The organism is Mangrovihabitans endophyticus (assembly GCF_014646155.1).
Classification (GTDB): Bacteria; Actinomycetota; Actinomycetes; order Mycobacteriales; family Micromonosporaceae; genus Actinoplanes; species Actinoplanes endophyticus.
Genome location: NZ_BMMX01000002.1, coordinates 90823 through 103673, shown reverse-complemented (window position 1 = coordinate 103673; position 12851 = coordinate 90823). Strand labels below are relative to the sequence as shown.

The window sequence follows — 12851 nt, the reverse complement described above, 5'->3', positions numbered from 1 at the left end:
GGACCCGCTCCCATCAGGGTCTCGGACGCGGCACCATGGGTGCATGCGCGACCATCAGCATCCATTCCTGCCGTACACGCCGTCACGGCCGAGCGAGGCGGAGCTCCTTCGTCGCGGTCACGAACTCTTCGGCATGCTCGACCAGCGGCGGTCAGTCCGGTGGTTCTCCAGCGATCCGGTGCCGCGCGAGGCGATCGAGATCGCCGTACGGATCGCGAGCACCGCGCCCAGCGGCGCTCACCAGCAGCCATGGACGTTCGTCGCCACCAACGACGCGGACGTCAAACGCCGTGTCCGGGAGGCGGCCGAGGAGGAGGAACGCCGCTTCTACCATCACCGCCAGGTGCCGCAGTGGCACGCGGCTCTCGCCCGCCTGGAAACCGACGAGCACAAGGAGTTCCTTGAGACGGTGCCGTGGCTGGTGGCGGTCTTCGCCCAGAAGTCCTCCGTGCTTCCCGGCGGCGGACGGCAGAAGAACTACTACGTCTCGGAGAGCGTGGGGATCGCGTGCGGTCTGTTCATCACCGCGCTGCACACCATGGGGCTCGCCACCCTCACGCACACCCCGAACCCGATGGCCTTCCTCAGCGAGGTGTTCGGCCGCCCGGCGACCGAGCGGCCGTACATCCTCTTCCCGGTGGGCTACCCGGCTCTCGACTGTGAGGTCCCCGATCTGCGGCGAAAGGCACTCGATGAGGTGCTGGTCTTCCACGGGCAGGAGGTCGCGTCCGCCCCGAAGTGAGGGCGAAGGGGCCTGGGCCACCCCCGGGGCCGTGCGGCCGCCCGTTCTGGACGGGGCGGCCGCGGCGTCCTCGCGTGACGGTGTCAGATCCTGTTCAGGCTCCAGAGGTGGTCGTTGGTTCCGTTGTCGCCCCACTGGAGCACCCGCGCGCCCGCCGAGGTGCTCATGTCGGTGACGCCGAGCAGCAGGCCGCTGTTGACGTTCCAGATCTTGTAGTGGCCGGCGTTGTCGGAGGCCAGGGTCCACAGGTGATCGGCGGTTCCGGTGTCACCCCAGATCAGGGCCGGGGCGCCTTGGCTGGTGGAGGCGTTCTGGATGCCGAGGACGAGCCCGCTCGACCGGTCGAAGATCTTGTACTGGCCGTTGCCGGCCGAGGTCAGCGTCCAGCCGTTGCTTGATGCCGCCTGGACGACCGAGGTGCCCCAGGCCGTACCGGCGTTGAGGGGGGCTAGCGCCAGGCCGCTGTTGGCGTTGGCGATCCGGTAGTCGCCGGACAGGTCGGTGGGCTGCCCTCCGCCGTTGCCGGGGGTGATCGTGATGCGGTAGGCGTTGTTGGCCGCCATGGTGATCGGCACACTGATCGAGCCGTTGGACGGGGTGTAGGTTGCGGTCGCCATCGTGCTGGGGCCGGGCGAGGCGACCGTGCGCCCTTGGGACACGGTCTGCTCGACCTTGACGCCGACCGTGCTGCCGAGGCTCAGCGAGTTCAGGCCGTTGACGGTGACCGCGCAGGCCCCGGAGCAGCCACCGACGACGATGCTGACCTCGTTTCTCGCCGAGGGGACCGCGGCAAAGCCGTCGATCCCGCTCTGGGCGGGCGGCGTCGTGGTGACCATGGTGCCGGTCATCGCGGCATACCAGGTGTAGAGCCAATAGGCGGCGTTCGGGCTGCCGCCACGGCTGGTCAGCAGGTCGCCGAGCGTTCCGGACTGGTTCCAGAAGGGCAGCTCGGCGTCGCGGATGCCGAGCCGCTCAAACTTCGAGATGTAGCCGACGAGCGGACCGGGAAGCCCGACCTCGCTCGGCGAGGCGTACTCCTCGATGGCGATCGGCCGGCGGCTGATGCCGAGCTGGTCCTCGATCGACTGGATGGTGGCGACGTCACCCGCGATCTTCGACGCGCTCGACAGCTCATGCCAGGAGAGGATGTCGGGCACGGTGTTGGTGGCGACCGCGTTCTGCAGGAAGGTCCGCATGCCGCTGATGTTGTCGGAGAAGCTGGGGCCTTGGATCGGCTTGCTCGCGTCCAGCGAACGGATCTGGCGGAAGGTCGTGGTCCAGAACGATTCGAAGGTGCCGTTGGCCGAGTTCCAGGTGAGGTCCGGTTCGTTCCACGGCTCGTAGGAAGCGATGCTGTTGTAGTACGAGGACGACTTCATCGCCGAGATCTGGGAGTTGATGAACGGCGTCCAGGTGCTCCAACTGAATTGATACGGCCAGCCGGGGTAGTAGTCGCAGAGCCGGTTGACCAGCTTCGCCCCGACACTGACCGCGGTCGGTGCCACGACGGAGATGTCGCCGGTCGGCTGCTGCCGGCCGCCGGCCGGCATCTGCACGAAGGTATTCGGCTTGATGGCCTGGGCGAGCGACACGCTCGGCTGGGTGGCGTTCGCGAGCCCGTACAGGCTGCCGGTGGCCACGTGGGTGACCGGGCGCAGATTTTGGCCGGCGTTGACGACGAGCGTGTTTGACGCTGCCGCGGCCGACGCCGGGCTCAGCGTCAGGCCGGAGGCCACGAGCGCGCCGGCGACGGCCGCGGCAGCGATCGTCAGGAGGGAACGGCGGGTTCGTCGGCGCATGGCGGTGGGGGCGGTCTGGGTCATGCTTGCGGACTCCTTCCGGGGATTTCCCCTCTGGCCCGGCTCGGTGGAAGCCGGTTCGCCGCGAGGCTGTGGTCGGCGGCGCGGAGAACACCGACGAGCATCGCGACGTCGCTCTTCTCGGGCGGGAGCCGCGTCGGGTTTCGGCAGAGTCACCTACCTCATGCCGCTCCGTACGGCGGCCCGGTGGAGACGGAGGCGAGAAGGAAAACGTTTTCCTCAACGTAGCCAAGGGGGTTGCGCTCGGTCAATAGGTAACCATCAATATGGCGCTGTCCTGGGCGGAGCCGGCCGTCGCTGCGGTCTCGGCTTTCGAGAAAATGGTTTCCGGAGAAGATGGTGTGCATGACGTCGATCGCGATCCGGGTCAAGCCGGGCGCTTCACGACCGGCAGTGGGCGGGGCGTACCAAGGACCCTTCGGTCCGGCTCTGGTCATCGCGGTTCGTGAGCCGCCGGCCGACGGTCGGGCTACCAAGGCGGCACTGCGCGCCCTCGCCGAGGCGATCGGCGTCCGACCGTCCCGGTTGGCCCTCAAGGCCGGCGCGATCAGCCGGGACAAGCTCGTGCTGGTCGAGGATCCGCCGGAGAACCTCGCGGAGCGGGTCGCCGCGCTGCTGGAGGGCGGCCGGTGAGCCGCTTCCGTGCGGGTCAGACGCCGTGCACGGAAAATCCGCTGCCGGGTCAGGTAGGGAACGCGACGTCCCGGCGTGCGTCGCCGAGCCACCGGAGGGGGCGCGCTCAGGAGCGGTCGTCCGCTGGCTCAGGGGCACGGCGATCTCTAGACTGCCGTCCGGGCGAGGGCGTCCGCAGACCTCGGCGATCTCGGTCAGCAGACGAGCCAGCCGGATGTGGGCGGGAAAGGCGGCGAAATCGCTGCGACGCCGATTCGCCCACACGAGTTGCCGCGCGATCATTGCCATGACCAGGTTGGACGCTTCCGGGTGGCGGCGCGGCGAAGCCGGCGGTCGTGCGTAGCGGGCATTCCTCGCGCAGCCCGTCGATCAGGCGCACGATGGCACCCGGCCGCCCCGCCGGTGTGGTCCAGCGACCCGTCGACGATGAAGACGCGCTCGTGAGCCGTGGCCACGGCGGCACCCAGCCCGCGTCCGGCCGCCGCGAACTCATGCAGCAGGCGGCTGCGGCCGATGTCCGGGGGTTGATGATTCGCCGGTCGTGGCTGCCGGGCCGTCTGTCGTGACCGCGACACCCGCGCCGCTGCGGCGACCGCCTTTTTCACCGTGGCGAGGCTGGCAGATGCCGCCGCTGGTCGACGGCGCGCAACCGACGGGCTCGATGCCAGGGTGAAAAGGTTCATTGCGCGAACCCGCGGCAGCGCGGTGAATGGTCTTATGACAGAAGGCATCCACATCAAACGGCCGGTCGCTCTGGTCACCGGAGCGAACAAGGGCATCGGGAGAGCCGTCGCCGAGCAGCTCGGTGAGCTCGGCATGACCGTGCTGGTCGGCTCCCGCGACGCCGCCCGGGGCACGCACGCGGAGAGGGAACTGCGCGACGCCGGCCACGACGCTCACGCGATCCCGCTGGACGTGACGGACCCGGCTTCGGTCACCGCCGCCGCGGCGACCATCAAGCAGCGGTTCGGCCGACTCGACGTGCTGGTCAACAACGCGGGCATCGCGGGTGACTCCAACCGGTTGAAACCCTCGGAGGCCGACCTCGACCTGCTGCGCGAGGTCTTCGAGACCAACGTGTTCGCCGTCGCAGCGGTGACCAACGCGATGCTGCCGCTGATGCGGCGGTCGGCCGCGGGACGCATCGTCAACATGTCAAGCGACGTCGGCTCGATCGGCCAGATGAGCGACCCGGAACACCATCTCTTCAAAATCCGGGCGCAGGCGGCGTACCCGACGTCGAAGAGCGCGCTCAACGCGCTGACCGTCCAATACGCCAAGGAATTGCGCGATGCGGGCATCCTGATCAACGCCGCGGCCCCGGGCGGCTGCGCGACGGACTTCACCAAGGGCCTGCCGGTGACGCGCACCGCCGCCGAGGGCGCCCGGATCGTGGTCAAGCTGGCCACGCTCGGCCGGGACGGCCCGACCGGCGGATTCTTCAACGACAACGGCACCGTCCGCTGGTAGCCGCCAAAACGCGTGCCCGCGGGGCTGTCACGTGGCGCGGGGCATACGTGGGTGAACCGATCGCCGTCAGCGGGAAACGGGGCTTGCGGTGCGCGAATCCGCATGCGCCGGGGCGAGCCGACGGCGGCGGGACGGCATTGCCAGCGTGGGGTGGGCGACCTCCCAGGCCGCGCCCCGGCAGACGATCTCCTTGAAACGGGCCGCCGTGCGCCCGGTGATCAGGGACGGCGTGGCCCGGTCGTCGGCGGTGACGAACTGAATGATGCCGTCGCCGCGGCCGAGGCTGATGCACTGGTTGACGTAGCGCAGTGGAGTCTTGCGCACGCGCCGCCCGGTCAGCCGGCCGACGATGTCATCGGCGGCCCGCCAGGCCATCGGAACTGCGGAGGCGCAGGCCATCCGCAGCGGTCTGCCGCCCGGGCCGTCGGCGATCGCGGCGTCGCCGACGGCGTACACGTCGGGGTGGGAGAACGAGCGCATCATCTTGTCGACGGCGATCTGCCCGGTTCCGGCGACCCGCAGTGTCGTCGCGGCGGCGAGTGGGTGCACGGCGAAACCGGCCGCCCACACGGTCACGTCCGCCGGGAGGAGGCGCCCCTCGGACGTGCCGGCGACGGCCGTCTCGACCCGGACCACGTCGGTGTGCTCGTGGACGGTGACGCCGAGTCTCTCCAGGACGCCACGGAGGTGCCGCCGGGCCTTCTCGTCCAACCAGTCGCCGAGGGCGCCCCGGGTGGCGAGTGCGACGGCGAGGCCGGGGTGCGCCTCGGCGATCTCGGTGACCGCCTCCAGGCCGGTGAGGCCGCCGCCGGCGACCAGGACGGTCCCACCCGAGGACAGGGTGGCCAGGCGATCGCGCAGCCGCAGTGCGGCATCCCTGCCGGAGACGTTGTAGGCATGCTCGGGAACCCCCGCTGCGGCACTGCCGAGCGCGTACACGAGCGTGTCGTATCCGATCTCGCCATCGTCGAGCGTGACGGTCCGGGCGTCGGGATCGACGGCTGCAACGTGCGCCACCCGTACGCGCACGCCGGTGCCCGCGAAAATCTCGCTCAGCTCGCGCCGCCGCAGGTGCTGGCCCGTTGCAAGCTGGTGCAGACGGACCCGCTCGACGAAGTCGGCGTCCGCGTTGACGACGGTGATCTCCGTGTCGCCGGGGTGCAGACGCCGGGCGAGACGCCCGGCCGCGGTGGCGCCGGCGTAACCGGCCCCGAGGATGACGATGCGGTGCTTCATGGTGCCTCCCGTCTTCGGTGTCGCTACCTGAACCGGACGGCGGCGCCGTTGCTGACAGCGGTGGCGGTGACCTGCGTCACCACGAGCCGGGGAGCGGTTCCGGGTGCGCCGAGGCGGACCACCGGCGGGTGGCGCGGGAGAGCTTGTCGGGGTTGGCCTGGACGCGCAGGGCCGCAATGCCCTCGGCGGTGACCTCTATGGCCATGATGCCGACGACCCGGCCGCCGGCCACCACCACCAGGCCGGGGCCGCCGTTGACGACCTCCGCGTAGAACGCCGGGTTGCCGCCCACCAGGTTCCCCTTGGCCGCGGAGGGCGCGAACAGGCCGCGCAGGAACCGGGCCACGGCGAGAGCGCCGGTGATCGGGGTCGCCCGGGCCGGGATCTTGCCGCCGCCGTCGCCGATGCTCGTCGCGTCGGCGGTGAGCAGGTCCACCAGCCGTCGCGTCTCGCCGCTGACGGCCGCGGCCAGGAACTCCTCGACGATCTCGCGGGCGGCGGCCTCATCCACCTCTCTCCGGGCCCGGTCGCCGGCGACGTGCTGCTTGGCGCGCCGGTAGATCTGCTGGCAGTTCGATTCGGTCAGGCCGAGCATGTCGGCGATCTCGGCGTGCGAGTAGCCGAACGCCGCGCGCATGACGTACACGACCCGCTCGTTGGCCGACAGCCGCTCCATCAGCGTCAGCACCGCCATCGACACCGACTCGCGCTGCTCGGCCGTCTCGAGGGGGCCGAGCATCCGGTCGCCGTCGAGGACCGGCTCGGGCAGCCACATCCCCACGTACGTCTCGCGCCGCGCCCGGGCCGAGGCGAGCTGGTTGAGGCACAGGTTGGTGAGCACCTTCGTCAACCACGCCTCGGGCGTCTCGACGCGCTCCCGGTCGGCGGCCTGCCAGCGCAGAAAGGTGTCCTGCACGGCATCCTCGGCATCGCCGGCCGAGCCCAGCAGCCGGTAGGCGATGGCTTCCAGCCGGGCACGGGAACGCTCGAACAGGTCGACCTCGTGCGGGCTCAGCGGCATGCCCCGAGTGAACCACGCACAGTCAGAGCGGAACCCCGGCCACCCGCAGCGCCGTGATCAGGGCGGCCGGCTCGGTGAAGAGCTCGGCACGCCAGCCCAGGTCCCGCGCCGCAGTTACATTGCGGGCCGAGTCGTCGACGAAGAACACCCGGCCGGCAGTCGTACCCAGACGCCTGAAGCCTTCACGGCGGCGAGGCCGGCACTGGTCGACGGCCCCGCCGCCGCCGGGCTCGATGCCAGGGGACGGACCGGGCCAAAGTCCCGGGAGGTCCGGCGGCCCGGCCCTGCCCGTCGACGGCGGCCGGGCCGATGCTGGAGGCGTGACCGCACGAGAGACGACGGTTGTCCGGCCCCGGCCGACGGCCGTCACCATCGCCGTCGGTGTGCTCGCCTTCCTGGGCGTCACCGCCGTTCTGGGCGGCGTCGAGCTGGCCTTCGGGCTCTGGATCAGCGAACCGCCGCCGGCCGATTGGCTCGATGCGATTCCGCTGATCGACGGCTGGGTTCTGCCGGGCCTCGTGCTCGCCGTCGGCTTCGGCCTCGGCTCGCTCGTTGCCGCGTACGGGATGCTGCGCCGCCCGCGGACGGCCTGGCTGGCACCGGTTCAGCGGCTGACCGGGCATCACTGGTCCTGGACCATGACCATCGGCCTCGGCCTCGGCATGATCGCCTGGATCGGCCTGGAGATCGTTTATCTGCCCGCCCGTTCCTGGCTGGAGGCCCTCTACGGCGCGGTGGGCCTCGCTCTGGTGCTGATGCCGGCATTGCCGCCGGTGGGCCGGCACCTCAGCGCGTAGGGTCGGCCTTGTCAGCCCGCTCGGCCTGCGGCGGCCCGGCGCAGCAGGTAACGCCAGCCGGCCTCGATCTGGCCCGGCGCCCAGCATTCCTCGCGCTTGGCGAGCGCCTCGGTGCGGCTGGAGTAGGAGCGGAGCGGTCCGGCCGACGCGGCCGAAAGCTGGATGCGACACGCGCCTTCGAGCAACACCGCATGCATCACCGCGGCGGGCACGCTGCGGCCGGCGGTCACCATGCCGTGCCGGGGCATGAGGGCGCCCGGTGCATCGCCGAGCGTCGCGGCGAGCGCCCGGCCGAGTTCGGGGGTGCTGACCAGCGAACCGGTCTGGTGGAACCGCGGCACGTCGTCGCCGCCGAACAGGGCACCCTCGTGCGAGAGGGCCAGCAGGGGCGTCTCCAGCGCGGCGAAGGCGACCGCGTGCCGGCCGTGGGTGTGGACCGAACACATCAGATGCGGCCGGTCACGCAACACCTCCAGGTGGATGTGGCATTCCTTGTGCGCGGGGCCGTCGCCGATCAGCACCTGCGCGTCGAACGACACGAGTTGAAGAAGGCCGTCGTCGACCTCTTCCAGTCCCCAGCCGGGCGCCTTGATCCAGATGCCTCGACCATCGGGATCGCGGACGGCGACATGACCCCACACCATGTCGCCGAGCCCGGCCGCCGCCAGGGCATGCGACGCCTGAACGGTCAGGTCACGTGCCGTCTGAGGGGTCATGAGTCACGCCGCCCTTCACCCGATGCCCACATCTCGACTCGACATGGGACTGTCCTGCCGCTGCGGTGGCACGGTTGGACGATAGTGCGTGAGGCCCGATCCGCATCCCTCCTCCTGCCGGGGCTCGGCGGCGGGCCGGCCGTCACCAGCAACCTTGCTCACCAGGCGTCCGGGCAGGCGGCGGGGTCGACCGTCAGGGCCAGGCTGAGCAGGTCGCCCAGGGCGTGCGCGAGGTGGGGGTCGGCCAGTTCGTATCGGGTTCGCCGACCTTGGGGGATGGCGACGACCAGTCCGCAGCCGCGCAGACAGGCCAGGTGGTTGGACAGGTTCGGCCGGGTGGTGCCGAGCAGGTCCGCCAGGTCGGAGGGGTAGGCGGGCCCGTCGCGCAGGGCGAGCAGCAGCTTGGCGCGGATGGGGTCGGAGAGGGCGTGTCCGAATCGGGCGAGCACCTGTCCATGGGTGAGGGTCTCCACGCCCGAACGGTACAGGGATTGCTGAACTGACGGGTGGGAGGCGATCAAGCGGCTGCGCCTGCCGGGGCGCTCGCCGGTTCGCGACGTGGGGTGGCCGGCGGCCCCTGGGTCGGCGGGGGATGGTCTGTCCCACGCGAGGTTCGGACAGACCATCCCGTGACGGGCGGGCCGGGCCGCCGGACTCAGGCCGAGGCGAACCGGCGCTCGGCGGTGCTCGGCGTGTCCTCGTGCGGGTGCGGGCCGTGCGCGCTGCGGCGGCCGGGCATGAACAGCATGGTGAGGACGGCGCCGCAGAAGGCGATGGCGGCGCAGACGACGAGCACCAACTGCATGCCGTCGACATAGGCGGCCTGCGCGCTGCCGGCCAGGCCCGGGTCGCCGACGCGGGAGGCGACGGCGACTGCCCCGGCCAGAGAGTCTCGTGCGGCCTCGGCGGCGGTCGGCGGCAGTCCGGTGACGTCAAGCCGGTCGGTGTAGACCTGCGACAGCAGGCTGCCCAGCACGGCGACACCGAGGGCTCCGCCGGCCTGGCGCAGGGTCATCGCGATCGCGGTGCCGGAGCCCGCGCGTTCGGGCGGGAGCACGGCGAGGATGGCGTCCATCGAGGGGGTGAGCGCGGAGCCGATGCCGAGCCCGGCGACGGTGTACCACAGGGCGGCGAAGCCGAAGCCGCTGGAGATGTCGGTGGTGGCGCCGATGGTCAGGCCGGTGGCCGTGATGAGCAGACCGGCGGCGGTGGGGATCTTGTGGCCGATGCGCGCGGCGAGCCGGGTGCCGGCGCCCACGCCGACGACGAAGCCGCCGATCAGCGGCAGCAGCCGCAGGCCGGTGCTGAAGGCATCGTGGCCGAGGACGAATTGCAGGTACAGGGGTACGACGAAGAGCAGGCCGAACAGCGCGAAACTGACCAGGGTGGCGTTGACGTTGCCCCAGCTGAACTGCCGGCTGCGGAACAGGTGCAGGTCGATCATCGGGTCCGGACTGCGCAGCTCCCACCAGATGAATGCGGCGATCAGGACCACCGCGACGGCGAAGGCGGCGAGGGTGGCCGGCTCGGTCCAGCCCTGTCCGGGCGCCTCGATGGCGGCGTAGACGAGGGTGAGCAGGCCGGACGTGGACAGGACGGCTCCCACCAGGTCGGGGCGCCGTGGTGCGCTGTCGCGGGACTCGGGCAGCAGCACGGCGATGGCGATCATGGCGGCGGCGATGATCGGCACGTTGATCAGAAAGATCGAGCCCCACCAGAAGTGGTTGAGCAGCCAGCCGCCGAGGATCGGCCCGAGGGGGATGCCGGCGCCCATGCCCATGACGACGACCGACAGCGCCTTGCCGCGTTCGGCGGGCTCGAACAGCACGGCGATGCTCGCCAGCGTCGTCGGCATGATGATCGCAGCGCCGACGCCGAGGACGGCGCGGGCCACGACGACCGCGTCTGAGCTTCCCGCCCAGGCGGCGCCGAGCGAGGCGGCGGCGAAGACGGCGAGACCGATCATCAGCAGCCGGCGTCGGCCGTAGCGGTCGGCGACGGTGCCGATGGGCAGCATGAGTCCGGCGAACAGCAGGATGTAGGAGTTGACCATCCATTGCAGAGCGTCGGTGCCGGCCGCCAGATCCGTGGCCATGGTGGGCAGCGCGACATTCATGATCGTGATGTCGAACCCGATGGTCAGCACCGAGAGCGTCAGTGCTCCGAGGGCCCACCATCGCTGCTGCTGCGGTGTTCTGGACACGGTTGCCTCCACTGGTCGGCGCGGGACGCGCTGGTGTTGCCGGGCGCGTCGAACGCGGATGCCCGGCGATGGGCAGACAGGACGTACTCTGACGATACAGAATCCGCTGAACTCAGCGTGGGATGAACCGCTGAGCGATTCGGGTCTTCACCTCGACGGCGTACGGGGTCGGCTTGCCTGCCGGTGACCGTTCGGGTCTCAGCGCAGGGTGCAGTAACGGGACCGGTGCCGCACCAGCGGTTCGCCCCCATGGTGCCGGGCGTGCCGGACCGCGCCGACGACGATGGCGTGGTCGCCGCTGACATGGGTCTGCCGGTGCTCGCAGGTGAACCAGACCGTCGCACCGGCGATCACCGGCAACCCGTCGGCGACGGCGAGCTCGACGTCGGCGTGCCGGTCGCGGGGCCGGGCGTAGACGTCGGCGATTCGCTGCTGCCCGGCGGCCAGCACACTGATCGCGAAGCGGCCCTCGGTGGTCAGCAGGTCGAGGGTGGTCGAACCCTGGTGCAGGCAGACCAGCAGCAGCGGGGGACGCAGGGACAGCGAGGTCAGCGAGCCGACGGTCATGCCCCACACGCCGTCGGCGTGGCGGGTCGTCACGATGCTGACGCCGGTGGGCAGGTGCCCCATCGCGGTGCGGAAGTCGTCCTCGCCGACCCCGCCCGGGCCGCCGCCGGGCGCGCCACCGTCGGCGAGAAGGGTGGCGTAGTGCTGGTCGAGCGCCGCTTGCAGAAGGCCGTTCATCCCGGTGACCCCCATGCCTGACCAGTACGGCGGTACCGCCACGGTAGGTCTCTCACGCCCTGACTGTAGGTCATCGTCCGCTGCCGTTTCGTCACGTGTCGGCGGCTCCGGCGACTCCGGCGGTCCGGCGGGCACGACCGACGTGCTTGCCGAAGGCTCACCCGTTCCGGTCGGCTGGCTCGTTCGTTGGAGTGCACAACGTGGGTTGACCACTGCGGTGGTCCGGTCGGCTTTTCGCCCCGGTTGTCCGCGAGATATAGCCAAATCTAATAAAATCATATGATAAAAATCACTTGACATGGTGGAAATGGGGGAAAGCCATGAACGTGGCGACGATGTTGGGCGCGCCCGGTGAAGCTCTGCGCCAGCCGCAGCAACAGTGGGCGGCAGCGGTCACCGCGGTGCTGCGCGAGGCCTTCGGCTACCACTTCGAGCGCAACGCCTTCTTCCGCGCCCAGTGCGACGCCGACGGCGTGACACCCGCCGACGTGTCCACCCGCGCGGACCTGCCGAAGATCCCGATGCTGCCGGTGAGCATGTTCAAGCGGCCCGACGCGCACATGCTGCTGACCGCGCCGCTGACCGACATCGAGTTGGAGATCCGCTCCACCGGCACCGGCGGCGTGCCCAGCGTCGCCCGCCGCGACACCACCACCGTCGACCGCGCGGTCGTCGGCATCACCTCGTCCTACCGGGACTTCTTCGCCCTGTCCAAGGGCGCCGGCCTGTTCCTGTGCCCGTCGACCGCCGAAGCGCCGGAGATGGGCATGGTCAAGGTGTTCAACATGCTCAACGGGGTTTTCGACGACCACGTCTACCTGGTCCGGGACTACGCCTTCGACGCCGACGAGGCGCTGCGGTACCTGCGCAGCCGGGAGGGCGAGATGACCCGGCACATCATCGGGCCACCGTTCCTGGTCAACCGGTTCCTGCGCTTCCTGGAGCTGGAGGACATCGAACTCAAGCTGGATCCGGAGTCGATGGTGATCACGCTCGGCGGGTGGAAGCGCTACACCGGCGAGTCGATCAGCCGGCCGGAATTCGACGCCAAGCTGCAGCGCTACCTCGGCGTCGGCGCCGGGCGCATCCGCGACATGTACGGAATGATCGAATCCAACATGCTCGCGATCGAGTGCGAGCACCATCGCAAGCATGTCCCGCCGTGGTGCTACGTCTCCATCCGCGATGTCGACGACCCGTCCGTCGAGCTGACACCGGGCCGGACCGGCGGCATCGCCGTCCTCGACGCCCTCAACACCGCCTACCCGGGCTTTCTGCTCTCCGACGACATCGGTGAGGTCGACGAGTCCGGCTGCCCCTGCGGCCGCACCGGCCAGACCGTGTCCTTCCGCCGCCGTCGGCAGGGCGCCGAACTCGGCTGCTGTGCGGTGAGCATCGAGAAGTTCCTCGACTCGCAGGAGATCGTCGCCGAATGCGCCGTTCCCGCGCCGGCCGGCGGTCGGTGATCC

13 protein-coding genes are annotated in these 12851 nt (G+C 70.5%); 5 read left to right on the top strand and 8 right to left on the bottom strand.

The features are described from left to right. Nucleotides 1-43: 43 nt before the first annotated feature. Nucleotides 44-742, top strand: coding sequence for a nitroreductase family protein (locus tag IEY73_RS05265; protein ID WP_189077935.1), 699 nt, complete (start codon nt 44-46; stop codon nt 740-742). 83 nt (nt 743-825) lie between these two features. Here the strand turns inward: IEY73_RS05265 and IEY73_RS05260 are convergent, their stop codons facing one another. Continuing rightward, entirely contained in the window at nt 826-2565 is a 1740-nt protein-coding gene (locus tag IEY73_RS05260) for an RICIN domain-containing protein (protein ID WP_229715554.1), read from the bottom strand. A gap of 342 nt (nt 2566-2907) precedes the next feature. Here IEY73_RS05260 and IEY73_RS05255 point away from each other — a divergent pair, with 342 nt between their 5' ends. Further along, entirely contained in the window at nt 2908-3195 is a 288-nt protein-coding gene (locus IEY73_RS05255) for a DUF167 domain-containing protein (protein WP_373292742.1), read from the top strand. Between the two features lie 717 nt (nt 3196-3912). After that, nucleotides 3913-4665 carry an SDR family oxidoreductase gene (locus tag IEY73_RS05250; RefSeq protein WP_189077933.1) on the top strand — a complete coding sequence of 251 codons (753 nt, stop codon included), beginning with the start codon at nt 3913-3915 and terminating at the stop codon, nt 4663-4665. Between the two features lie 66 nt (nt 4666-4731). On the opposite strand, the gene IEY73_RS05245 is transcribed toward IEY73_RS05250, so the two are convergent. The 3 genes from IEY73_RS05245 to IEY73_RS34055 all read right to left on the bottom strand — a co-directional run bounded on the left by IEY73_RS05245 (nt 4732) and on the right by IEY73_RS34055 (nt 7070). Next, complete coding sequence (locus tag IEY73_RS05245; RefSeq protein ID WP_189077932.1) at nt 4732-5901, bottom strand: NAD(P)/FAD-dependent oxidoreductase; 1170 nt, start codon at nt 5899-5901, stop codon at nt 4732-4734. A gap of 76 nt (nt 5902-5977) precedes the next feature. Continuing rightward, nucleotides 5978-6922, bottom strand: a complete 945-nt coding sequence (sigJ, locus tag IEY73_RS05240; RefSeq protein ID WP_189077931.1) for an RNA polymerase sigma factor SigJ — start codon at nt 6920-6922, stop codon at nt 5978-5980. Between the two features lie 22 nt (nt 6923-6944). After that, nucleotides 6945-7070: a hypothetical protein gene (locus tag IEY73_RS34055; protein WP_268240409.1), complete on the bottom strand. Its 126-nt coding sequence runs from the start codon at nt 7068-7070 to the stop codon at nt 6945-6947. Nucleotides 7071-7242: 172 nt separating this feature from the next. Here IEY73_RS34055 and IEY73_RS05235 point away from each other — a divergent pair, with 172 nt between their 5' ends. Next, complete coding sequence (locus IEY73_RS05235) at nt 7243-7719, top strand: hypothetical protein (RefSeq protein ID WP_189077930.1); 477 nt, start codon at nt 7243-7245, stop codon at nt 7717-7719. Nucleotides 7720-7730: 11 nt separating this feature from the next. On the opposite strand, the gene IEY73_RS05230 is transcribed toward IEY73_RS05235, so the two are convergent. The 4 genes from IEY73_RS05230 to IEY73_RS05215 form a co-directional block, all read right to left on the bottom strand. Further along, nucleotides 7731-8435: a class II aldolase/adducin family protein gene (locus IEY73_RS05230; protein WP_189077929.1), complete on the bottom strand. Its 705-nt coding sequence runs from the start codon at nt 8433-8435 to the stop codon at nt 7731-7733. A 158-nt stretch (nt 8436-8593) separates the two neighbouring features. Then, on the bottom strand, nt 8594-8908 hold the full coding sequence (locus IEY73_RS05225) for an ArsR/SmtB family transcription factor (protein ID WP_229715552.1): 315 nt from the start codon (nt 8906-8908) through the stop codon (nt 8594-8596). 182 nt (nt 8909-9090) lie between these two features. Continuing rightward, a complete protein-coding gene (locus IEY73_RS05220; RefSeq protein ID WP_189077927.1) occupies nt 9091-10638 on the bottom strand; it encodes a DHA2 family efflux MFS transporter permease subunit in 1548 nt (515 codons plus the stop codon). A 198-nt stretch (nt 10639-10836) separates the two neighbouring features. Then, nucleotides 10837-11382: a flavin reductase family protein gene (locus IEY73_RS05215; protein ID WP_189077926.1), complete on the bottom strand. Its 546-nt coding sequence runs from the start codon at nt 11380-11382 to the stop codon at nt 10837-10839. Between the two features lie 320 nt (nt 11383-11702). Between IEY73_RS05215 and IEY73_RS05210 the strand changes: the two genes are divergently transcribed. Further along, nucleotides 11703-12848: a LuxE/PaaK family acyltransferase gene (locus IEY73_RS05210; RefSeq protein ID WP_189077925.1), complete on the top strand. Its 1146-nt coding sequence runs from the start codon at nt 11703-11705 to the stop codon at nt 12846-12848. The last annotated feature ends 3 nt before the right edge of the window (nt 12849-12851 follow it).

Excerpts from the sequence above, each read along its gene's own strand:
- IEY73_RS05265 (WP_189077935.1), top strand. The coding sequence starts at position 44 with ATGCGCGACCATCAGCATCCATTCCTGCCGTACACGCCGTCACGGCCG.
- IEY73_RS05260 (WP_229715554.1), bottom strand. The coding sequence starts at position 2,565 with ATGACCCAGACCGCCCCCACCGCCATGCGCCGACGAACCCGCCGTTCC.
- IEY73_RS05255 (WP_373292742.1), top strand. The coding sequence starts at position 2,908 with ATGACGTCGATCGCGATCCGGGTCAAGCCGGGCGCTTCACGACCGGCA.
- IEY73_RS05250 (WP_189077933.1), top strand. The coding sequence starts at position 3,913 with ATGACAGAAGGCATCCACATCAAACGGCCGGTCGCTCTGGTCACCGGA.
- IEY73_RS05245 (WP_189077932.1), bottom strand. The coding sequence starts at position 5,901 with ATGAAGCACCGCATCGTCATCCTCGGGGCCGGTTACGCCGGCGCCACC.
- sigJ (WP_189077931.1), bottom strand. The coding sequence starts at position 6,922 with ATGCCGCTGAGCCCGCACGAGGTCGACCTGTTCGAGCGTTCCCGTGCC.
- IEY73_RS05230 (WP_189077929.1), bottom strand. The coding sequence starts at position 8,435 with ATGACCCCTCAGACGGCACGTGACCTGACCGTTCAGGCGTCGCATGCC.
- IEY73_RS05215 (WP_189077926.1), bottom strand. The coding sequence starts at position 11,382 with ATGAACGGCCTTCTGCAAGCGGCGCTCGACCAGCACTACGCCACCCTT.
- IEY73_RS05210 (WP_189077925.1), top strand. The coding sequence starts at position 11,703 with ATGAACGTGGCGACGATGTTGGGCGCGCCCGGTGAAGCTCTGCGCCAG.